Origin of the sequence: Streptomyces sp. ISL-10 (assembly GCF_018614575.1) — a bacterium.
GTDB lineage: Bacteria > Actinomycetota > Actinomycetes > Streptomycetales > Streptomycetaceae > Streptomyces.
Genome location: NZ_JAGGOJ010000028.1, coordinates 62,721 through 82,249 on the forward strand (window position 1 = coordinate 62,721; position 19,529 = coordinate 82,249).

The 19,529-nt window shown below is 71.6% G+C and carries 23 protein-coding genes; 11 read left to right on the forward strand and 12 right to left on the reverse strand.

Annotation, left to right across the window (positions count from 1 at the left end):
- Positions 1–80: 80 nt before the first annotated feature.
- Positions 81–1,484, reverse strand: coding sequence for a D-alanyl-D-alanine carboxypeptidase/D-alanyl-D-alanine-endopeptidase (dacB, locus tag J7E88_RS27980; RefSeq protein ID WP_215186044.1), 1,404 nt, complete (start codon positions 1,482–1,484; stop codon positions 81–83).
- 100 nt (positions 1,485–1,584) lie between these two features.
- Between dacB and J7E88_RS27985 the strand changes: the two genes are divergently transcribed.
- Positions 1,585–2,079, forward strand: a complete 495-nt coding sequence (locus tag J7E88_RS27985; RefSeq protein WP_017949744.1) for an inorganic diphosphatase — start codon at positions 1,585–1,587, stop codon at positions 2,077–2,079.
- A 141-nt stretch (positions 2,080–2,220) separates the two neighbouring features.
- A complete protein-coding gene (locus J7E88_RS27990; protein ID WP_215185926.1) occupies positions 2,221–3,888 on the forward strand; it encodes a threonine/serine exporter ThrE family protein in 1,668 nt (555 codons plus the stop codon).
- Between the two features lie 130 nt (positions 3,889–4,018).
- Here the strand turns inward: J7E88_RS27990 and J7E88_RS27995 are convergent, their stop codons facing one another.
- Both J7E88_RS27995 and J7E88_RS28000 read right to left on the reverse strand, forming a co-directional pair.
- Positions 4,019–4,708, reverse strand: coding sequence for a DedA family protein (locus tag J7E88_RS27995; protein ID WP_215185928.1), 690 nt, complete (start codon positions 4,706–4,708; stop codon positions 4,019–4,021).
- A gap of 884 nt (positions 4,709–5,592) precedes the next feature.
- Complete coding sequence (locus J7E88_RS28000; RefSeq protein ID WP_215185930.1) at positions 5,593–6,351, reverse strand: MerR family transcriptional regulator; 759 nt, start codon at positions 6,349–6,351, stop codon at positions 5,593–5,595.
- An 85-nt stretch (positions 6,352–6,436) separates the two neighbouring features.
- Here J7E88_RS28000 and J7E88_RS28005 point away from each other — a divergent pair, with 85 nt between their 5' ends.
- The gene (locus J7E88_RS28005) at positions 6,437–7,855 is read left to right on the forward strand and encodes a glutamate decarboxylase (protein WP_215185931.1); all 1,419 of its coding nucleotides are present in this window, start codon (positions 6,437–6,439) and stop codon (positions 7,853–7,855) included.
- Positions 7,856–7,858: 3 nt separating this feature from the next.
- Here the strand turns inward: J7E88_RS28005 and J7E88_RS28010 are convergent, their stop codons facing one another.
- From J7E88_RS28010 to J7E88_RS28025, 4 genes are all read right to left on the reverse strand, one after another.
- The gene (locus J7E88_RS28010; protein ID WP_215185933.1) at positions 7,859–8,500 is read right to left on the reverse strand and encodes a PadR family transcriptional regulator; all 642 of its coding nucleotides are present in this window, start codon (positions 8,498–8,500) and stop codon (positions 7,859–7,861) included.
- A 46-nt stretch (positions 8,501–8,546) separates the two neighbouring features.
- Positions 8,547–9,092 carry a DinB family protein gene (locus J7E88_RS28015; RefSeq protein WP_215185935.1) on the reverse strand — a complete coding sequence of 182 codons (546 nt, stop codon included), beginning with the start codon at positions 9,090–9,092 and terminating at the stop codon, positions 8,547–8,549.
- Between the two features lie 139 nt (positions 9,093–9,231).
- Positions 9,232–10,689, reverse strand: a complete 1,458-nt coding sequence (locus tag J7E88_RS28020) for an aldehyde dehydrogenase family protein (RefSeq protein WP_215185937.1) — start codon at positions 10,687–10,689, stop codon at positions 9,232–9,234.
- 91 nt (positions 10,690–10,780) lie between these two features.
- Positions 10,781–11,683, reverse strand: a complete 903-nt coding sequence (locus tag J7E88_RS28025) for a helix-turn-helix transcriptional regulator (protein WP_215185939.1) — start codon at positions 11,681–11,683, stop codon at positions 10,781–10,783.
- A gap of 333 nt (positions 11,684–12,016) precedes the next feature.
- On the opposite strand from J7E88_RS28025, the gene J7E88_RS28030 reads away from it, so the two are divergent.
- Positions 12,017–12,511 carry an ATP-binding protein gene (locus J7E88_RS28030; RefSeq protein WP_215185941.1) on the forward strand — a complete coding sequence of 165 codons (495 nt, stop codon included), beginning with the start codon at positions 12,017–12,019 and terminating at the stop codon, positions 12,509–12,511.
- Between the two features lie 58 nt (positions 12,512–12,569).
- Here the strand turns inward: J7E88_RS28030 and J7E88_RS28035 are convergent, their stop codons facing one another.
- The 5 genes from J7E88_RS28035 to rpmG form a co-directional block, all read right to left on the reverse strand.
- Entirely contained in the window at positions 12,570–12,806 is a 237-nt protein-coding gene (locus J7E88_RS28035) for a DUF397 domain-containing protein (protein WP_215185943.1), read from the reverse strand.
- 169 nt (positions 12,807–12,975) lie between these two features.
- Positions 12,976–13,218 (reverse strand): 30S ribosomal protein S18, encoded by a 243-nt coding sequence (rpsR, locus tag J7E88_RS28040; protein WP_215185945.1) that lies wholly within the window; start codon positions 13,216–13,218, stop codon positions 12,976–12,978.
- A 2-nt stretch (positions 13,219–13,220) separates the two neighbouring features.
- Positions 13,221–14,354: a GTP-binding protein gene (locus J7E88_RS28045; RefSeq protein WP_215185947.1), complete on the reverse strand. Its 1,134-nt coding sequence runs from the start codon at positions 14,352–14,354 to the stop codon at positions 13,221–13,223.
- The gene (locus tag J7E88_RS28050) at positions 14,354–14,608 is read right to left on the reverse strand and encodes a type B 50S ribosomal protein L31 (RefSeq protein ID WP_215185949.1); all 255 of its coding nucleotides are present in this window, start codon (positions 14,606–14,608) and stop codon (positions 14,354–14,356) included. The genes J7E88_RS28045 and J7E88_RS28050 overlap by 1 nt, the downstream gene beginning before the upstream one ends.
- Before the next feature lie 5 nt (positions 14,609–14,613).
- Complete coding sequence (gene rpmG / locus J7E88_RS28055; protein WP_030361075.1) at positions 14,614–14,778, reverse strand: 50S ribosomal protein L33; 165 nt, start codon at positions 14,776–14,778, stop codon at positions 14,614–14,616.
- 61 nt (positions 14,779–14,839) lie between these two features.
- Between rpmG and rpmB the strand changes: the two genes are divergently transcribed.
- From rpmB to J7E88_RS28090, 7 genes are all read left to right on the forward strand, one after another.
- Entirely contained in the window at positions 14,840–15,076 is a 237-nt protein-coding gene (gene rpmB, locus J7E88_RS28060; RefSeq protein WP_215185951.1) for a 50S ribosomal protein L28, read from the forward strand.
- On the forward strand, positions 15,076–15,381 hold the full coding sequence (gene rpsN / locus J7E88_RS28065; RefSeq protein ID WP_215185953.1) for a 30S ribosomal protein S14: 306 nt from the start codon (positions 15,076–15,078) through the stop codon (positions 15,379–15,381). Before rpmB ends, rpsN begins: the two co-directional genes overlap by 1 nt.
- 68 nt (positions 15,382–15,449) lie before the next feature.
- Entirely contained in the window at positions 15,450–15,929 is a 480-nt protein-coding gene (locus tag J7E88_RS28070; protein WP_215185955.1) for a hypothetical protein, read from the forward strand.
- A gap of 127 nt (positions 15,930–16,056) precedes the next feature.
- Positions 16,057–16,242, forward strand: coding sequence for a hypothetical protein (locus tag J7E88_RS28075; protein WP_215185957.1), 186 nt, complete (start codon positions 16,057–16,059; stop codon positions 16,240–16,242).
- 100 nt (positions 16,243–16,342) lie between these two features.
- Entirely contained in the window at positions 16,343–17,116 is a 774-nt protein-coding gene (locus tag J7E88_RS28080) for a (Fe-S)-binding protein (protein ID WP_215185959.1), read from the forward strand.
- Positions 17,113–18,849: a LutB/LldF family L-lactate oxidation iron-sulfur protein gene (locus J7E88_RS28085; RefSeq protein WP_251023315.1), complete on the forward strand. Its 1,737-nt coding sequence runs from the start codon at positions 17,113–17,115 to the stop codon at positions 18,847–18,849. The genes J7E88_RS28080 and J7E88_RS28085 overlap by 4 nt, the downstream gene beginning before the upstream one ends.
- Entirely contained in the window at positions 18,846–19,499 is a 654-nt protein-coding gene (locus J7E88_RS28090) for an LUD domain-containing protein (protein ID WP_215185961.1), read from the forward strand. The genes J7E88_RS28085 and J7E88_RS28090 overlap by 4 nt, the downstream gene beginning before the upstream one ends.
- Positions 19,500–19,529 lie beyond the last annotated feature (30 nt).

The following is a 19,529-nucleotide window of genomic DNA, read 5'->3' on the forward strand; positions in this document are numbered from 1 at the left end:
CGTACGTTCTCCACCGCGCGGGCGTAGAGGTGTCGGCAGGCGGGGCCCGGCCGGGAGCGCGGTCGCCGGGGCCCGGCCGTTCACTCGGCGAGCGCCGCCGCCAGGCGGTCGAGGGCGGGCTGTGCCGCGCCCGGGGAGGGGGTGCCGCCGGCGAGGAAGGCGAAGCCGAGAAGTCGGCCGCCCGGGGCGACGACGGTGCCGGCGAGCGCGTTCACGCCCGTGAGCGTGCCGGTCTTGGCGCGTACAAGGCCCGAGCCCGCCGAGGAGGGCTCGTAGCGGCTTTCCAGGGTGCCGGTGAAGCCCGCGACGGGCAGGCCGGTGAGGACGGGGCGCAGCTCGGGGTGGGCCGGGTCCGCGGAACGGGCGAGCAGGGTGGTCAGGAGGGCGGCGGAGACCTTGTCCTGCCTGCTGAGGCCGCTGCCGTCGGCGATCCGGACCCCGGTCAGCGGCACCTGCAGCCGGCGCAGCTGCGCGGTCACGGCCCGGCCGGCACCGGCGAAGTCCGCCTTGGCGCCGGTGGCGACGGCGGTCTGACGGGCGAGCGACTCGGCGATGTCGTTGTCGCTGCTGGTCAGCATCCGCTCGACGACCGCCGACAGAGGTGCGGAGAGGACCTGGGCGAGCGGGACGGCGCGGGCTGCCGCCCGGCCGGGGCGGGGGGTGTCGGTGACACGTATGCCCCGTTCCTCGAGCATCGTCGCGAAGACGCGGGCGGCCTCGCCCGCCGGGTCGGCGGTGCGGACCGCGTCGCCGGTGCTCCCGGGGTCGTTCCGTCCCTGGTCGACCATCAGGGCGCTGACCGGGGCGATGTTGTCGTTGGGGCCGATGGGGTGCAGCAGGGGCCCGGCGTAGAGCGAGGTGTCGTGGGTCAGGCGTATGGAGTCGGCGCCCCGGTCTCGCAGGGCGCGGACCGTGCGCTCGGCGAGCCGGGCCAGGCCGGCCCGGTCGAGGGTGGCGTCGCCGCCGCCCACCAGGGTGATCTCCTTCGCCTCGGCGGTCGCGACGACCGTGGTGGGGATGCGGTGCTCGGGTCCGAGGGCGGCCAGGGCAGCGGCCGCCGTGGCTATCTTCACGGTGGAGGCGGGGGTCATCGGCGTCGTCGCCCCCTTCCCGTACAGCCGCTCCCCCGTGGCGAGGTCGATGACGCACGCGGTGGGCGCCGGGCCGAGGCCGGAGTCCGCCAGCAGCGGTCCGAGCGTCTCGGCGAGGTCGGCCGGTGCGGTCGCGGGGGCGTTGACGGACGCGGTCCGCGGGCCGCCGAGAGCGGCGAGCACGGCGGGGGCGCTGGGCGCGGGGGCCGGGCGCCCCGGTACCGGGCGCTCGTGATGTACGCCACCCAAGGGGCCGTGGGCCACCGCCCACTGCCTCTCGGCCTTACGCTGGCCCGAGTCCCAGGGGCCCGCCGCGGTCACAACCCCGGCGGCGAGGGCGAGGCCGGCAACGGCGGCACCCACTGTGAGCTGCCACGTACTGACCTTCGGCACCACCCCGCACCAGCCCCTTTCGCGATCATGCAGATGCGTGAGGGACACTTAATCACCGTCAATCACGTCTTGCTATGTCTTGATCATGGAGGAGCCACCCGTGGAGTTCGACGTCACCATCGAGATCCCGAAGGGTTCGCGGAACAAGTACGAGGTGGACCACGAGACCGGTCGGATCCGCCTGGACCGTCGACTCTTCACCTCGACCAGCTACCCGGCGGACTACGGCTTCGTCGAGAACACCCTCGGCGAGGACGGCGACCCGCTGGACGCGCTGGTCATTCTTGACGAGCCGACCTTCCCGGGCTGCCTGATCAAGTGCCGCGCCATCGGCATGTTCCGCATGACGGACGAGGCGGGCGGCGACGACAAGCTGCTGTGCGTGCCGGCGTCCGACCCGCGGGTGGAGCACCTGCGCGACATCCACCACGTGTCCGAGTTCGACCGCCTGGAGATCCAGCACTTCTTCGAGGTCTACAAGGACCTGGAGCCCGGCAAGTCCGTCGAGGGCGCCAACTGGGTCGGCCGCGCCGAGGCCGAGGCGGAGATCGAGGCCTCCTTCAAGCGCCTGGAGGCGCAGGGCGGCGCGCACTGACGCCGCTTGACATACCCCTGACGCGGGCGGGACACCCTGGGTGTCCCGCCCGCGTCGCGTACGTAGCACCCCATAACCGTGCCCATACTGGGCAGAAGGGCCGGACACAGGGCCAGGGAGTGGGAGCGAGGACAGCGAGTTATGGCGGAGCCCGAGGGTCCGGAAGACCGGAAGCCTCAGTCCGACGAGGCGCACAGCGCCTTCGCTCCGCCCGCGGGCGTGGAGCAGCCGGAGGCGCCCGAAGAGGACCACCCGAGTTCGGAGTTCGCCGTTCCGGACGGGCTGGCGCCCGAGCCGCCGCCGGAGCCGGAGGGGTCGGCGTTCGCCCCGCCGAGCACCTACAGCGCCAGGAACTCCCCGCCCGCCTTCACCCCGGCGCACGGTGTCCCCGTCGTACGGGTCACCAAGGACGCTCCCTGGCAGGACCGTATGCGGGCCATGCTGCGCATGCCCGTGGGCGAGCGGCCGGTGCCGGAGACCGCGCACCGGCAGGACGAGGCCGGCCCCGCCGTGCCCCGCGTGCTCGACCTGACGCTGCGTATCGGCGAGCTGCTGCTCGCGGGCGGCGAGGGCGCCGAGGACGTCGAGGCGGCGATGTTCGCCATCTCGCGCTCGTACGGTCTGGACCGCTGCGAGCCGACCGTCACCTTCACGCTGCTGTCGATCACCTATCAGCCGTCCCTCGTCGACGACCCGGTGACGGCCAACCGCACCGTCCGGCGGCGGGGCACCGACTACACCCGGCTCGCCGCGGTCTACCGGCTGGTCCACGACATCAGCGTCGACGAGTCGGACGTGACGCTGGAGGAGGCGTACCGGCGCCTCGCGGAGATCCGCCGGAACCGGCACCCCTACCCGGGCTGGGCACTCACTCTGGCCGGCGGCCTGCTGGCCGGTTCGGCGTCGGTGCTGGTGGGCGGTGACGCCGTGGTGTTCCTCGCGGCCGCGGTCAGCGCGATGCTCGGCGACCGGCTGGCCTGGCTGGCGGCTGGGCGCGGGCTCCCGGAGTTCTACCAGTTCGTGGCGGCCGCGATGCCGCCCGCCGCGGTGGGCGTGGCGCTCACGCTGTCCCCGCTGGACGTACGGGCGTCGGCGGTGATCACCGGTGGCCTGTTCGCGCTGATCCCGGGGCGGGCGCTCGTCGCCGGGGTGCAGGACGGTCTCACCGGCTTCTACATCACGGCCGCCGCCCGTCTGCTGGAGGTCGGCTACCTGGTGGTCGGCATCGTCGTCGGCGTGCTGAGCGTGCTGTACCTCGGCTTCGCGCTGGATGCCGGGCTCCAGCCCGAGACGGCCATCCACACCGTGGAGCGGCCGGCGGTGCAGACGCTGGCCGCGATGGCGCTGTCCCTGTGCTTCGCCGTACTGCTCCAACAGGAACGCAGCACGGTGTGGCTGGTGACCCTCAACGGCGGCGTCGCCTGGGTCCTCTACGGGGCGCTTGCCGACACCGCCGACGCCTCGCCGGTCGCGGCGACGGCCGCCGCCGCGGGGCTGGTGGGCCTGTTCGGCCAGATGCTCTCCCGCTACCGGTTCGCGTCCGCCCTGCCATATGTGACGGCCGCGATCGGGCCGCTGCTGCCGGGCAGCGCCACGTACTTCGGGCTGCTGTCGATCGCCAGGGGCGACCTGAACATCGGTCTCACCTCGCTCAGCAAGGCGGCGGCGCTGGCGCTGGCCATCGCGATCGGGGTGAACCTGGGCGCCGAGATCTCCCGGCTGTTCCTGCGGGTGCCGGGAGCTGTGGGTGTGCCGGGCGCGGAGGCGCCCGGGGGGCGGCGCGCGGCCAAGCGGACGCGCGGCTTCTGACGGCCGGGACTGCGCGTACGACGCCGCGCAGGGCGCTGCGCACACAGGACGCTGGACGCTGCGTACAACCGCCTTCGACAAGGAGGGGCTGTCCGGGCCTGGCAGCCGGACAGCCCCTTCCCGCGTCGGGTCAGCGCTTGGCGTGGCGGCCGCGCGAGCCCGGCGACACCTCGGTGTCGGGGGCGGCGGCCGCCTCCTTCTTGTTCTTGGAGCGGGCGCGCAGGAACTCGACGGCGATCGGCACCACCGAGATCAGGACGATCAGGATCAGGATCGCCTCGATGTTCTTGTGGACGAACTCGACCTTGCCGAGTGCGGCGCCGAGCAGCGTGACGCCCGCGCCCCACAGCACACCGCCGATGATGTTGAAGGTGACGAACGAGCGGTAGTTCATCCGGCTCACACCGGCGATGATCGGCGTGAACGTACGCACGATGGGCACGAAGCGGGCCAGGACCAGCGACTTGGGGCCGTACTTCTCGAAGAAGTCGTGGGCCTTCTCCACGTTCTCCTGCTTGAAGAGCTTGGAGTCCGGACGCTTGAAGAGGGCCGGGCCGACCTTGCGGCCGAAGAGGTAGCCGACCTGGTCGCCGATGACGGCAGCGAGCACGATCAGCGTGCAGACCAGCCACAGCGGCATATCGATCTTGTCCGCGGTCACCAGTAGGCCCGTGGTGAACAGCAGCGAGTCGCCCGGCAGGAAGAAGCCGATCAGCAGGCCGGACTCGGCGAAGACGATGACGAGCACACCGATCAGCCCGAAGGTGGTGATCAGGTAGTCCGGGTCGAGCCAGCTCGGTCCGAGCGCAAGGGTGTTCACGAGGTCCGGGCTCCTGAGTCGGTAGTCGGGCGATGCGCCGGTACGCGGCGGCGTGCGAGGTCGGCCCAAAGCTATCAACGGACCGGCCCGCCGCCGCGTTCCACGGCCTGCTCAGGATGCACTGTGCCCGGGCCGGGACAAAGCCCGGCCGGGGACACATGGCCGACGGCTGACGGCTGCTGTGACGGCCGACACCCCGGAGCCGGCCCGCGTGACGGTCGGCGTCCCGGTGCCCGGCCGTTCCGGGCGGCCGGGAGCCGGCTGTCGGCCCGTGTGTCGCGGTCGGCGTCCCGATCTCGGCCCGCAGGACGGCCGACAACCCGTCGTCAGACCGCCGCGGGTTGGCAGTCCGCTGTCGGGCGCGCCGGGCGTCGGGCGCCGGGCTGCCTCCAGGCCCGATTTGTCGCCCCGCGGGGGCGACCCGCGGGGCGGGGTCAGGCGGAGCGGCCGGGCGGACTGCGGCCCGATATCCGCCCCGCCGCCAGGGGGGCCGGTATCCGCCCGCCGCCAGGCGTCGGGGCCGCGGGCCACGTTGGCCCGGCTGATCGTGCGGGCAGGCCGGCGGCAGGAAGCTCAGGCGTGCCGGGCGGTCGGCGGCCCAGTACCAGGCGAGCGGGGCCAGGTTGGCCGCCGCGTGCGGGCGGCCGGGAGCCGGCTGTCGCCCCGGCGTCCCGACAGCCAGGTTGCCCCGGCGTGCCGGGCTGCCCGCGCGCCCGGTGTCAGGCGGACCCCGCCGGGCGGTCGAGCCGCCCGGCGGGGTCCTGTCAGGCACGCGGGCCGGTCGAGTGAAGGGCGCGCCGGGTCCGTCCTGTCGGCCGCGGCGGGCGGCCACCCACCGGGCATCAGGCCCGCAGACAGGCCGCCGGGCGGACACCGCCCCGGTCTCAGGCCTGACGGGCCGCGTTCGCGAGGATCGCCTGGCGTTCGTACACGGCCAGGCCCGGCTTCGCCTTGTCGATGTTGTGGGTGAAGCGCTCGTCCGCGACGTACATCTCACCGAGGCACGTGTGGATCTCGTACGTGCACTCGTAGTGGTTGCGGGAGATCCACCGGCGGTGCTCCTCCGCGACGTCCATCGCCTCCTCGGAGTCCGCCGCCGCGCCCGCCTCCATCAGCGCGACGAACCGCCGCGTGATCTCGTCGGACTCGCGCTGGATCCGCAGCCAGTCCTCCTTGGTGTACGAGGCGCTGCGCCGCTGCGACTCCGCGTACGCGTCCGTGCCGCCCCAGCGCTCCTCGACCTCCTCCTGGTACTGGTCGGGGTCGAAGTCGCCGAAGACCTCGAACTTCTCCTCGGGCGTGAGATCGATACCCATCTTCCTTGCCTCCATGGCTCGCTCCACGGCGGCGGCCATCTCCTTGAGCCTGGTGATCCGGGCGGTCAGCAGCTCGTGCTGCCGCCGCAGGTGGGCCTGCGGGTCCGCATTCGGGTCGTCAAGAAGTGCCGCCACCTCGTCGAGCGGGAAGCCGAGCTCCCGGTAGAACAGGATCTGCTGCAGCCGGTCCAGGTCGGCGTCGTCGTACCGCCGGTGGCCCGCGTGGCTGCGCCCGCCCGGGCTGAGCAGCCCGATCTCGTCGTAGTGGTGCAGAGTGCGCACCGTGACGCCGGCGAAACCGGCGACCTGTCCCACGGAGTAGCTCATGGCCTTCCGCTCCTTCGTTCCGTGACGCGTCCCAGGCTGCTGCCTCACGTTGCGTGAGGTGCAAGCCCGGGTGAGCCTGAGTCCCATGGCACTTCATCAGGGCGCGACCGGTGACGGTGGAGCGGAGCGGCGCCGGCTGTCGCTCAACCCGTTCTTCGGCGAGGCGGACCCCGTCGGCGGCATGACGTCGGCACCGCCCACGCACCGCCTCCCGGACGGCCCGTTGCCGCCCTCCACCGCGTACCAGCTCGTGCACGACGAGCTGATGCTCGACGGGAACGCCCGGCTCAATCTGGCCACCTTCGTCACCACCTGGATGGAGCCACAGGCAGGGATCCTGATGGGAGAGTGCCGGGACAAGAACATGATCGACAAGGACGAGTACCCGCGCACCGCGGAGCTGGAGCGCCGCTGCGTGGCGATGCTCGCGGACCTGTGGCACGCACCGGACCCGGCCGCGGCCGTGGGGTGCTCGACGACCGGGTCGAGCGAGGCGTGCATGCTCGCGGGGATGGCGCTCAAGCGGCGCTGGGGGAAGCGGAACGCGGACCGCTATCCCGCGAGCGCCCGGCCCAATCTGGTGATGGGCGTCAATGTCCAGGTGTGCTGGGAGAAGTTCTGCACGTTCTGGGAGGTGGAAGCGCGCCTGGTGCCGATGGAGGGCGACCGGTTCCACCTCGACCCGCAGGCAGCGGCGGACCTGTGCGACGAGAACACCATCGGCGTCGTCGCCGTCCTCGGCTCGACCTTCGACGGCTCCTACGAGCCGGTGGCCGAGGTGTGCGCCGCACTGGACGCGCTCCAGGAACGCACGGGCCTCGACATCCCCGTCCATGTCGACGGCGCGTCCGGTGCGATGGTGGCGCCGTTCCTCGACGAGGATCTGGTCTGGGACTTCCGGCTGCCGCGGGTGTCGTCGGTCAACACGTCCGGGCACAAGTACGGGCTGGTCTACCCCGGGGTCGGCTGGGCGCTGTGGCGCTCGCCGGCCGAGCTGCCCGAGGAGCTGGTCTTCCGGGTCAACTATCTGGGCGGGGACATGCCGACCTTCGCGCTGAACTTCTCCCGGCCAGGAGCCCAGGTGGTGGCGCAGTACTACACGTTCCTGCGGCTGGGGCGGGAGGGCTACCGGGCCGTGCAGCAGGCGGCGCGGGACGTCGCGCGGGGGCTCGCGGGGCAGATCGGGGAGCTGGGCGACTTCAGGCTCCTCACCCAGGGCGACCAGTTGCCCGTGTTCGCGTTCACGACGGCGCCGGACGTCACGCGCTTCGACGTGTTCGACGTCTCGCGGCGACTGCGTGAGCGGGGCTGGCTGGTGCCCGCGTACACCTTCCCCGCCAACCGGGAGGACCTGTCGGTGCTGCGGGTGGTGTGCCGCAACGGCTTCTCGGCGGACCTGGCGGCGCTGCTGCTGGACGACCTGCGCCTGCTGCTGCCGGAGCTGCGGGACCAGCCGCACCCGCTGAGCAGGGACACGGCGGCGGCGACGGCCTTCCACCACTGACGGCTACCGGTCGTCCCCCGCATGGGGTTCACCGGTGGCGTACGGGTTCTCCTCGCCCTCGCCGAGGACGCCGACGAACGGGGCGCCCTCCCCCGCGAACGTGTACGCGCCGGCCTCGATCCGCTCGATCAGTCCCCGCGTCCACTGGGCGCCGGAGTCGGCCTGCGTCACCCACAGGTTCATGATCTCGCCGATGTGGCCGAGGGACTGGGGCCCCTCCTCGGGGGTGTAGTAGTCCGTGACCGACGACCGCCACGCCTCGATGCTCCGCACCCGCTGCCGGAGCAGTTCCACCGCCTCGGCGCGCGGCAGGTCCACGATGAAGCCGAGGGCCGCGGAGAGCACGTCCGGCTTCTGGTCGTAGGCGGTCAGGGACTCGCGAAGGAGGGCGAAATACTCCCGCGTGCCCTGGTCGGTGATCTCGTACTCGGTGCGCGGCGGGCCGCCCGCGGTCGACGGCGCCGTCTCGTGGGCGTGCAGCAGTTGCTGCTTCGCCATCTGCTTGAGCGCGTGGTAGATCGAGCCGGGCTTGGCGTTCGACCACTCGTGCGCGCCCCAATATTCCAGGTCGTTGCGGACCTGGTAGCCGTGCGCCCGCCCGTGCTGGCGCACGGCCCCCAGGACCAGAAGCCGGATCACGGACATCCGCGTACCTCCTACTCAACTTTGACTAGGGTACGCGGGTGGGGCTTCAGGCGCCGCCGCCCTGCTCCAGGGCCACCAGGTCGAAGGCGCCCTTCCCGTCCAGGGACTCGCGGATGATGTCGGCGTGGCCGGCGTGCCGGGCGGTCTCGCGGATCAGGTGCAGCAGCATCCAGCGCATGGAGACCTCGCCGTCCTTGGGGAACCAGGGCGCGGGCGGCAGCGGGAAGGTGTCGTCCAGGCTGGGCACGGATCGGATGAACGCCTCCGTCTCCTTCGCCACCGAGGCCCAGAACTCCAGCATGCCGGGGACCGTCTCGTCACCGGCCAGGCGGAAGCCCTCCGCCCAGGTGCCCCGGGTGCGCTGCTTCGGATTGGGCTGCTGCTGCGCCAGCCGGAGCCATTGCAGCTCCACCTCGGCGACGTGCTTGATCAGACCGGACAGCGACAGCTCGCTGACGGTCGGCCGGGAAGCGGCCTGCTCCTCGGTCAGTCCGAGCACCGCGCGGCGGATTCCGCCCCGCTGCTCCTCCACGAAGGAGAGCAGCGCGCCTCGCTCGTCGCCGGGGGCTTCCGCGGGAACGTGAGTGACCATGATGTCCGCCTTCCGGGCTCTGGGGGCGACCTGTCCGCCGCCTCCCACCACCCCGCACGCTACGGGCCCTTGCGGACGACTTCTGTCCTCAAGGGCTCGCGGCGCCGGGGTAGATGTCGGAACGGGACGCGGGGCAGCGTCAGAAGGGGAAGCGCGAGCGGCCGTGCTGCACCGAGATCCACTTCTGGGTCGTGAACGCGTCCAGCATCGAGTCGCCGTTCAGCCGCCCGACGCCCGAGTGCTTCTCACCGCCGAAGGGCACGATCGGCTCGTCGTGCACCGTGCCGTCGTTGATGTGGATCATTCCCGTGTCGACCCGCTTCGCCAGCCGCACGCCCCGCTCGATGTTCCCCGTGTGCACAGCCCCGCTCAGGCCGTACGGGGTGTCGTTGGCGATCCGTACCGCCTCGTCCTCGCCGTCGAAGGGGATGATCAGGGCGACCGGGCCGAAGATCTCCTGGGTGAGGACGGGCGAGTCGTCCGGCAGGTCGGTGAGGACCGAGGGCGCGACCAGGTTGCCGTCCGCCGTGCCGTGCAGCAGCGCGGTCGCGCCCGCCCCGACCGTCTGCTCGACGAGCGAGGTGACCGCGTCGGCCTGCGAGGAGTTGATCAGCGGGCCGATGTGGGTGGACGGGTCGGCCGGGTCGCCGACCTTCAACGTCCGCACCTTGGCGACGAACTTCTCGGTGAACTCCTTCTCCACCGAGCGGTCGACCAGGATGCGGTTGGCCGCCATGCAGACCTGGCCCTGGTGCACGTAGCGGCTGAAGACCGCCGCGTCGACCGCGTAGTCGATGTCGGCGTCGTCGAGGACGATCAGCGCGCTGTTGCCGCCCAGTTCGAGGATGGCGTGTTTGAAGTTGGCGGCGCAGACCGTGGCGACATGACGGCCCACCTTGTCGGAGCCGGTGAAGGAGATGGCCTTGGGGACGGGGTGCTCCAGCAGCGCGTCGCCGATCTCGGCGATGTCGGTGATCACCACGTTCAGCAGGCCGGCGGGCAGGCCCGCGTCCTCGAAGACCTTGGCGACCAGGGAGCCGCCGCAGATCGGTGTGTTCTGGTGCGGCTTGAGGACCACGGCGTTGCCGAGGGCGAGCGCCGGGGCGACCGACTTCAGCGAGAGCAGGAACGGGAAGTTGAACGGGCTGATGACACCGACGACACCGATCGGGAGGCGGTAGACCCTGTTCTCCTTGCCGTCGACCGGGGAGGGCAGGATGCGGCCCTCGGGGCGCAGCGCGAGCTGGATCGCCTCGCGCAGGAACTCCTTGGCGAGGTGGAGCTCGAACCCGGCCTTCAGGCGCGTGCCGCCGAGCTCGGCGATGATCGCCTCGGTGATCTCCTGCTCGCGGTCCTCGATGATCCGCAGGGCGCGCTCGAAGACCAGCCGGCGGGTGTACGGATTGGTCTCGGCCCAGGCTCCCTGCGCGCGCTCGGCGGCGCGGTACGCCTGGTCGACCTCGGCCGCGGTGGCCACCGTTACGGACGCCAGCTTCTCGCCGTCGAACGGGTTGAAGTCGATGATGTCCCAGGAGCCGCTGCCCGGCCTCCATTCGCCGTCTATGTACTGAAGTGCCAGTTCATCGAAGAAGGACATGTGATCGCTCCAGAGGCATACGCGGCGGTGGCCGACGGAAGCACAGAAGTCAGATGTGCCGAGTCTGATGTGACGTCATCGTACGTGTGTTTCAGGTGAGTTGGAGGAGACCTCGAAGAAGGTCACGGGTCTCGGCGGCATCCGGACTGTCCTCCTCCAGCCGCCGCATCACCCGCTCGTACTGGGCCACTTCCTCGCGCTTGTCCAGATAGAGCGCGCTGGTCAGCTGCTCCAGGTAGACGATGTCGGAGAGGTCCGACTCGGGGAAGCGCAGCATCGTGAACGCCCCGCTCTCGCCCGCGTGACCGCCGAAGCTGAACGGCATGACCTGCAGCGTGATGTTCGGCTGCTCACCCACTTCGATCAGATGCTTCAGCTGCGCCTGCATCACCGCCCGGTCGCCGTACGGCCGGCGCAGCGCCGCCTCGTCGAGCACCACGTGCAGCTGCGGGGCGTGCTCGGAGACGAGGGCCTTCTGCCGTTCCAGGCGCAGGGCCACGCGGCGGTCGATCTCCGCCGCGGGGGCGTCGGGCATGCCGCGGGTGACGACGGCGTGCGCGTACGACTCCGTCTGCAGCAGTCCGTGCACGAACTGCACCTCGTAGATACGGATGAGGGAGGCGGCGCCTTCCAGTCCGACGTACGTCTGGAACCAGCCGGGCAGCACATCGCCGAAGCTGTGCCACCAGCCGGCGACGTTCGCCTCCTTGGCCAGGCCGAGGAGGGACCGGCGCTCGGCGTCATCGGCGACCCCGTAGAGGGTGAGCAGGTCCTCGACGTCCCGCGCCTTGAAGCTCACCCTGCCCAACTCCATGCGGCTGATCTTGGATTCGGACGCGCGGATGGAATATCCGGCCGCCTCGCGGGTGATGCCGCGGGACTCCCTGAGCCTCCTGAGCTGTGATCCCAACAGGATGCGCCGCACCACCGAGCCTCCGCCCGGACCGTCACCGCCGGGGAAACCCCATGACCCTGCCGCCTCGCCTGCCGCCACGACCAACCCTCCCCATCTCTGCACCATTTCGCGAAGGCCGATCCTCCACGAGGGGTCCCCCCGAACCCAAGAGCCGGATTCTGCCACCAAAATGCTTCAGCCCGTACTCGTCCGGTTACGCAAACGAGAAGACCACGTTCGACCGACCGCACGAGATACGTAAAGGATGCCCGGAAGAAATGAGCAAGAACCGGCACGGGGCGGGACAGGTCCGGCGCGTGCACGTGCATTTGCCCTTGCATCTGCCCTGCGCATTGGGAACCATGGTCCTCGCGCACCTGCGTGCTCGTTCGTGTTGTAGCGTCACAGCCGCGATTCCCGGGAGTGCCTCGCATGGGGACGAATGGATCGACCATGCTCGAGCCGTTAAGGCAGGGCCTTCCGCCGATCGATCCCTCGGCCGTCTCCAGCTCCGTCTCCTGCGCTTTGCCCGCCCGCTACGAAGCGGTGCGCGGCGCACGCCAGTTCACGCGGTCGACGCTCGGCCAGTGGGAGCTGAACCACCGCTTCGACGATGTCGCCCTGGTCGTCTCCGAACTCGTCACCAATGCCCTGCGGCACGCGCTGCCCTCCGATGCGGCGCCGTGCGGGAGCGCCAAGGAGCCGCCGGTGCGGCTGCACCTGATGCGCTGGACGAGCCGGCTGGTGTGCGCGGTGCGCGACCCCAGCCATGACGGGCCCACGGCACGGGAGTCCGAGGAGGATTTCTCGGCGGAGTCCGGGCGCGGTCTGCTTCTCGTCGATTCCTTCAGCGACGGCTGGGGCTGGCACCCGCTCGCCGGATCGCTGCGCGGCAAGGTCGTCTGGGCGCTGTTCCGCCTGGGCTGACCTCACGAGGGCGGGCCGGATCGGGGGCCGGCCCGCCCCGACTCATGACCTAGGGAACTCATGCCACCAGGTGGTCGAATTCCCCGTCCTTGACCCCCAGAAGCAACGCTTCGATCTCCGCCGGCGTGTACACAAGTGCGGGGCCGTCCGGATGCCGTGAATTGCGCATCGCCACATCACCGCCGGGCAGCTTGGCGAACTCCACGCATGACCCCTGGGAGTTGCTGTGTCTGCTCTTCTGCCAGACGACTCCCTGAAGCTCCGTGGCCGCCATGCCGTTGTACACGTGGTGCACAGGTCGCTCCCGGGATGCAAGGTGCAGGTGTCAACTACCCGGGATCATAGCTGTGTTTCATGTGCCGATGCGTGGACGGATGCACTGGCAGATGCACGTGCACAAGGTGTGGTGTCGCGACTACAGGTTCCCTGCCTCGCGGCGCGACGCCTGCCCGGCACGCCGGAATTCAGCGCACGGAGGAATACGGCAGCAGGGCCATCTCCCGGGCGTTCTTGATCGCACGGGCCAGCAGACGCTGCTGTTGGGCACTCACCCGGGTCACCCGGCGGCTGCGGATCTTGCCCCGGTCGGAGATGAACTTCCGCAGCAGGTCGGTGTCCTTGTAGTCGATGTAGGTGATGCCCGCCTGGTCCAGCGGGTTCGGGCGGGGCTTCAGGGGCTTGCGCGCGTCGGAGCGGCGGGGCGACATTGTCAGACCTCCAGGAGGGAGTCGAAGGCGGGCGGCAGCCGCTTCCAGGCCTCACGGCCCGCGGCGTACTCGGCGTCGGTCAGCAGACAGGATTCGAGGAGGGTTTCCAGGCCGTCGCGGTCCAGGCCTGGTGAGGTGAAGACCAGGTGCTGGCAGCAGTCCCCGTGCTCGGGGTGCCAGTCCAGCGCCGCGGCGGCCCGGCGCACCGGTGGCACCATCTCCCAGGCGGCGTCCGGCAGCGACGCGAGCCAGGGGCCCGCGCTCTCCACGCACAGCGCGCCGCCCGCCGCATCCCAGGCCAGCAGGGTGTCGGGCCGGTCGGCCAGCCAGAAGCGGCCGCGGCTTCGGGCTGCCGCGCAGGTGAGGTCCTCCAGCGCCGCGTACAGCCGCCCGGGGTGGAAGGGGCGTGCGCGGTGCCAGACGTAGGTGCTCACCCCGCAGTCGTCCGCGTCCTGCGGCAGCAGCGCACAGGCCGGGTGCTGGGCGGCGGCGGCGGCCTCGACGTCGAAACCGGCCACGGCCGCCACGGCCAGCTGGTCGGATCCGACGGGGATGTGCCGGGCGGTCGGATGCAGTTGGCTCAGCAGCGCGCGGTCCTCCTCGTCGGCGTCCTCGCTGTCCACGACGGCGAGCACCGGCGCGTACTCCAACTGCCGCGCCCAGGTGTCGGCGATCGTGCGCCGGTCCGTCGCGGCCGCGGCGAGCCCGGCCTCGGCGAGGTCGTCGCCGTTGCCGAGGTACGGCAGGAGCAGCGCCGGGTCGACGGCACACATCACCGAGGTGACCGAGAGGCGTTCGCCGCTGTGCGCGGCGACGACCTCGGCCATCGCCTTGGGCTCCACGGAGTCCCACAGCTCGACGACCGCGAGGCTCGTCGCCCCGTCGTCGGCGAGCCGCACCAGCTCGGGCACGAGGTCCTCGCGCAGCGCGCAGCAGGCGCAGTCGTTGACCAGCGGCGTCTCGCCGGTGTCGCGAACGCGGAAGGCGTCGCGGACCGTGCGCACCACGGTGCCCCGCTCCGCGGTGGACAGGTCGTGGTGCAGCGCGACGCTGCCGGACACCGTCGAGAGCAGCCGCTCCACGGTCGCCCGGCGGGCGTCGGCGTGCAGCCCGGCGACGATCGCCACGGGCAGCATCAGCGGGCCTCGCGCAGGCCGTAGCGGCGCTCGAAGCGCTCGACGCGTCCGGCGGTGTCGAGGACGCGCGCCTGGCCCGTGTAGAAGGGGTGGCTCGCCGAGGAGATCTCGACGTCGATGACGGGGTACGTCTTGCCGTCCTCCCAGTCGATCGTCTTGTCGCTGGTGGCGGTGGAGCGCGTCAGGATCGCGAAGTTCGCGACCTTGTCACGGAAGACGACGGGCTCGTAGCGGGGGTGGATGCCGGGCTTCATCGCGCTCAGCGCTCCTCTCGGAAGTCGACGTGCCGGCCCGCGACCGGGTCGTACTTGCGCAGGGTCAGGCGGTCGGGGTCGTTACGGCGGTTCTTGCGGGTGACGTAGGTGTAGCCGGTGCCCGCGGTGGAGCGGAGCTTGATGACCGGGCGGAGTTCGTTGCGAGCCATGGCGCTAGTATATGGAAATGGTTTCCATTACCAAACTCGTCTGACGAGAGGTGCATCACCCATGTCCGCCCATTGCATGCTGACCGGGTCGAAGCCCGGCTTCGGCAACCGGATCTCCCACTCCCACCGGCGTACGTCCCGCCGCTTCGACCCCAACATCCAGCGCAAGCGCTACTGGTTGGCGAGCGAGGGCCGCCATGTGCGGCTCACGCTCAGCGCCCGCGCCGTGAAGACCGTCGACACCATCGGCATCGAGGCCGCCGTGGCCCGTATCCGGGCCCGGGGAGTGAAGGTCTGATGGCGAAGAAGAGCAAGATCGCTCGCAACGATCACCGCAGGAACGTCGTCGAGCGGTACGCCGAACGCCGCGCGGAGCTGAAGGAGATCATCCGCAGGCAGTCGACCACCGACGCCGAACGCGCCGCCGCACAAGCCGAATTGCGGCGTCAGCCCCGGGACGCCAGCGCGACCCGGCTGCGCAACCGCGACAGCGTCGACGGCCGGCCGCGGGGTCACCTGCGGAAGTTCGGGCTGTCCCGGGTCCGGGTGCGTGAGCAGGCCCACGCCGGGTTCCTCCCCGGCGTGCGCAAGTCGTCCTGGTAGCTTGGCGCGGTCTTGCAACCAACCAGGTCCGCGGACGCGTTGGTCCGTGGCCGCAGGGGGACAGATCCGTGCTCAAGCTCGTACGCATGCCGGCCGCCGTGGCGGGTGTCGTCGCCGTCCTCGCCCTGACGGGCTGCGGCAGCAACGACGGTGCCGACACCGGCGGCGACAAGGCGTCCACCGCACCCACCGAGGCCGCGGACACCGGCGGCTCCGGCGGCTCCGCCGAGGGCAGGCCCCGTGACGTCGAGGGCACCTGGACGGGCACGAGCGACGGCAAGCCCCTCGCGCTGTCCGTCAAGCAGGGCAAGGCCGCGCTGCTCGCCGACGGCCACGCGTGCACCGGCGAAGTGAAGGACACGGGCACGATGATGCTGTCGCTGAAGTGCGCGGACGGGAACACCGACCGCACGCTGGGCTCGGTCGAGTCCAACGACGGCACCACGCTGGTCATCTCCTGGGACGCGGGCAAGAAGGACACGCTGAAGAAGAGCGCCGCCGGCGAGCACCCGGGCGGGCTGCCCACGGGCCTGCCGACGTCGTCCTGACGCGCCGCGCCACCTGTCGGGCCGCGGACCTCGTGGGGTCCGCGGCCCTTCCCCGTCCGGGGCGTCGGACAACCGGGGCACGACCGGTCGGACCATTGACCTCGGGTGACATATTTCTTGGCGTCCGGTGGGCCGCGCGGCAGCCGATCTCGACGCCGCACACACCGAGCCGCTGCGGCTGGTGCGGGAGGCCGACGGCCGCGCGGCGGCCGATCTCGCCGAGCACCGCATCCGCCGATTCCACGGCACGCCGGTCGAGGGCTCGGTGTCCGGCCACTCGGCGCCCGACGGCCCGGAGTCCGACGCCGGGTAGGCCAGGTTGCCGGCCGGGGAGCAAGCCACGTCGACCGCTTCCCCGCGGGCGGCCCGGCGTTAGTATGGTCGGACCATACATGCCACGGGAGGCTCGCTCCATGCGCATCGGACTCTTCGCCACCTGCCTGGGAGACACCCTCTTCCCCGACGCGGTGAAAGCGACCGCCCTCCTGCTCGCCCGCCTCGGCCACGAAGTGGTATTCCCGCCTGAGCAGACGTGCTGCGGCCAGATGCACACCAACACCGGTTACCAGCGCGAACCGCTCCCGCTCGTACGGAACTTCGCCGACCGGTTCGGCGACTCCTCCATCGAAGCGGTCGTCATGCCCTCCGGTTCGTGCGCCGGTTCGGTGCGCCACCAGCACGAGCTCGTCGCCCAGCGGTACGGCGACCGGGCGCTCACCGCGGCGGTCGCCGGGGTGAAGGCGAAGACGTACGAACTCTCGGAACTGCTCGTCGACGTGCTCGGCGTCACGGACGTCGGGGCCCACTTCCCGCACCGCGTCACGTACCACCCCACCTGCCACTCGCTGCGGCTGCTACGGGTCGGCGACAAGCCGCTGCGGCTGCTGCGCGCCGTGGACGGCATCGACCTGGTGGAGCTGCCGGACGCCGACGCGTGCTGCGGCTTCGGTGGCACCTTCGCCCTGAAGAACGCCGGGACGTCGGCCGCGATGCTCCAGGACAAGATGCGCCACGTCCTCGCGACCGGCGCGGATGTCTGCACCGCCGGCGACTCCTCCTGCCTGATGCACATCGGCGGCGGTCTCTCCCGCATCCGCGCCGGCACCCGCACCCTGCACCTCGCCCAGATCCTCGCCGCCACCCGCACCTCGCCGTACGCTTACGCCCTGGCGGAGGCCGCCCGATGAGCAGCAGCACCTTCCTCGGCATGCCCGCGAGGCCGCCGCGCGCGCCGTACGGCAGCGGGAACCTGCGCGGCGACGTCCCGTTCCCCGAGGCCGCCGAGGGGGAGCTGCGCAACGGGCAGCTGCGCCGCAACCTGGGCAAGGCCACCCGCACCATCCGCGCCAAGCGGCTGTCGGCAACCGGTGAACTCCCGGACTGGGAGCGGCTGCGGGACGCCGGATCCGCGATCAAGACCGACACCATGAACCGGCTGCCGGAGCTGCTGGAGGAACTGGAGCGAAAGGTCACCGAACGCGGCGGCACCGTGCACTGGGCGCGCGACGGCGACGAGGCCAACGCGATCGTCACCCGACTGGTCAAGGCGGCCGGCAGCGACGAGGTCATCAAGGTCAAGTCCATGGCCACCCAGGAGATCGGGCTCAACGAGCACCTGGCGGGCGAGGGCATCACGGCCTGGGAGACGGACCTCGCCGAACTGATCGTGCAGCTCGGTCACGACCGGCCCTCGCACATCCTGGTCCCCGCGATCCACCGCAACCGCGACGAGATCCGCGACATCTTCCTCCGGGAGATCCCGGGCGTCGATGCGGAACTGGACTCCGTACCCGAGCATCTGGCCGCCGCCGCGCGCGCGTACCTGCGGCACAAGTTCATGACCACCAAGGTCGCCGTCTCCGGCGCCAACTTCGGCATCGCCGAGACGGGGACGCTGTGCGTCGTCGAGTCCGAGGGCAACGGCCGGATGTGCCTGACCCTGCCCGAGACGCTGATCACCGTCATGGGCATCGAGAAGATCCTGCCGCGGCATCAGGACCTGGAGGTCTTCCTCCAGTTGCTGCCCCGCTCCTCGACCGGTGAGCGGATGAACCCGTACACCTCGCTGTGGACGGGGGTGACCGAAGGCGACGGTCCTCAGGACGTCCACCTCGTCCTCCTCGACAACGGCCGCACCGCCGCGCTCGCCGACCGGATCGGCCGCGAGGCGCTCAACTGCATCCGCTGCTCGGCCTGCCTGAACGTCTGCCCGGTGTACGAGCGCGTCGGCGGCCATGCGTACGGATCGACGTATCCGGGCCCGATCGGAGCCGTGCTCACGCCGCAACTGGCGGGGATGCACGCCGTCGGCAACGACCCGAACGCCTCGCTGCCGTACGCCTCCACCCTCTGCGGCGCCTGTTTCGACGCCTGCCCCGTGAAGATCGACATCCCGGCGCTGCTGGTGGAGCTGCGCCACCAGCAGACCGAGCGGTCCGGGCGCGGTGCGGAGCAGCTGGCGATGAAAGCGGCCGCGGCCGTGATGCAGCGGCCGAGGCTCTACACCGCGGCGCAGCGGGCGGCCGCGTCGGTGGGCCGGGTGGCCGCAGGGCGGGACGGCACGATCGCGCATCTGCCGCCGCCGCTGCGCGGCTGGAGCGACAGCAGGGACACGCCCGCGCCGCCGCGGCAGACGTTCCGCGCCTGGCTCGCGTCCGGGGCGGGAGCCGAGGCGATGCGGGAGGCCGCCCGCGAGGGTGAGCGTGCGCGGGCGGCCGACGACCCTGACGCCGGTGCCGGCCCGGCGCGCCACACGCCCCCGCGGCCGGCTGGCGGCGGGGCGGACCGCGACGGAGCGGACCGCGACGGAGCGGACCCCGGCGGGGCGGACCGCGACGGAGCGGACCCCGACGCCGACGCGCCGGACCGCGACGGGCCTGATCGAGGCAACGGCCCCGGCGAGCACGAGGAGCAGCGGTGAGCGCGTCCGCGGACGGACCGGCGTCGGCGCGTGACATCGTGCTCGGCCGGGTCCGCGACGCCCTCGCGCTCGCGCCCCGGGCCGAGGTGACGGTGCCCCGTGCCTACCGCACCGGCCGCGTCCTGCCCGACGAGGAGCGCCTGGCCCTCTTCGTCGACCGGCTCGTCGACTACCGGGCGCAGGTCCATCCCTGCACCGCCGGCCGCACCGCCGAGGTCGTCGCCCGTGTCCTGCGCGAGCGGAGCGCCCGCCTGGTCGGAGTCCCCGCAGGGCTCGACCGCGGCTGGCTGGCCGGCCACGACGGCGAGGTGCGCGTCGATTCACCGGACGTGCCCGCGCGGGAACTGGACGCGCTGGACGGCGTGGTCACCGCGTCCGCCGTGGCCTGCGCCGAGACCGGCACGATCTTCCTCGACGGCTCGGCCGACCAGGGCCGCCGGGCGCTGTCCCTGGTACCGGACCTCCATGTGTGCGTGGTCGACCTCTCCACGGTGGAGGCGGGCGTCCCCGAGGCCGTCGCCCGGCTCGTGCCGGGGCGGCCCACCACACTGGTCAGCGGCCCGTCGGCCACCTCCGACATCGAGCTGGAGCGCGTGGAGGGCGTCCACGGCCCGCGCACGCTGGCCGTGATCATCCGCACCGACGTCTGAGCAGGACGTCTCGGGACGTCTCGGGGACGT

Coding starts and splice junctions, on each gene's coding strand:
- J7E88_RS27990 (WP_215185926.1), top strand. CDS start 2,221: ATGGCGGAGCCCGAGGGTCCGGAAGACCGGAAGCCTCAGTCCGACGAG.
- J7E88_RS28000 (WP_215185930.1), bottom strand. CDS start 6,351: ATGAGCTACTCCGTGGGACAGGTCGCCGGTTTCGCCGGCGTCACGGTG.
- J7E88_RS28005 (WP_215185931.1), top strand. CDS start 6,437: ATGGCACTTCATCAGGGCGCGACCGGTGACGGTGGAGCGGAGCGGCGC.
- J7E88_RS28010 (WP_215185933.1), bottom strand. CDS start 8,500: ATGTCCGTGATCCGGCTTCTGGTCCTGGGGGCCGTGCGCCAGCACGGG.
- J7E88_RS28015 (WP_215185935.1), bottom strand. CDS start 9,092: ATGGTCACTCACGTTCCCGCGGAAGCCCCCGGCGACGAGCGAGGCGCG.
- J7E88_RS28020 (WP_215185937.1), bottom strand. CDS start 10,689: ATGTCCTTCTTCGATGAACTGGCACTTCAGTACATAGACGGCGAATGG.
- J7E88_RS28030 (WP_215185941.1), top strand. CDS start 12,017: ATGGGGACGAATGGATCGACCATGCTCGAGCCGTTAAGGCAGGGCCTT.
- rpsR (WP_215185945.1), bottom strand. CDS start 13,218: ATGTCGCCCCGCCGCTCCGACGCGCGCAAGCCCCTGAAGCCCCGCCCG.
- J7E88_RS28045 (WP_215185947.1), bottom strand. CDS start 14,354: ATGCTGCCCGTGGCGATCGTCGCCGGGCTGCACGCCGACGCCCGCCGG.
- J7E88_RS28050 (WP_215185949.1), bottom strand. CDS start 14,608: ATGAAGCCCGGCATCCACCCCCGCTACGAGCCCGTCGTCTTCCGTGAC.
- rpmG (WP_030361075.1), bottom strand. CDS start 14,778: ATGGCTCGCAACGAACTCCGCCCGGTCATCAAGCTCCGCTCCACCGCG.
- rpmB (WP_215185951.1), top strand. CDS start 14,840: ATGTCCGCCCATTGCATGCTGACCGGGTCGAAGCCCGGCTTCGGCAAC.
- rpsN (WP_215185953.1), top strand. CDS start 15,076: ATGGCGAAGAAGAGCAAGATCGCTCGCAACGATCACCGCAGGAACGTC.
- J7E88_RS28080 (WP_215185959.1), top strand. CDS start 16,343: ATGCGCATCGGACTCTTCGCCACCTGCCTGGGAGACACCCTCTTCCCC.
- J7E88_RS28085 (WP_251023315.1), top strand. CDS start 17,113: ATGAGCAGCAGCACCTTCCTCGGCATGCCCGCGAGGCCGCCGCGCGCG.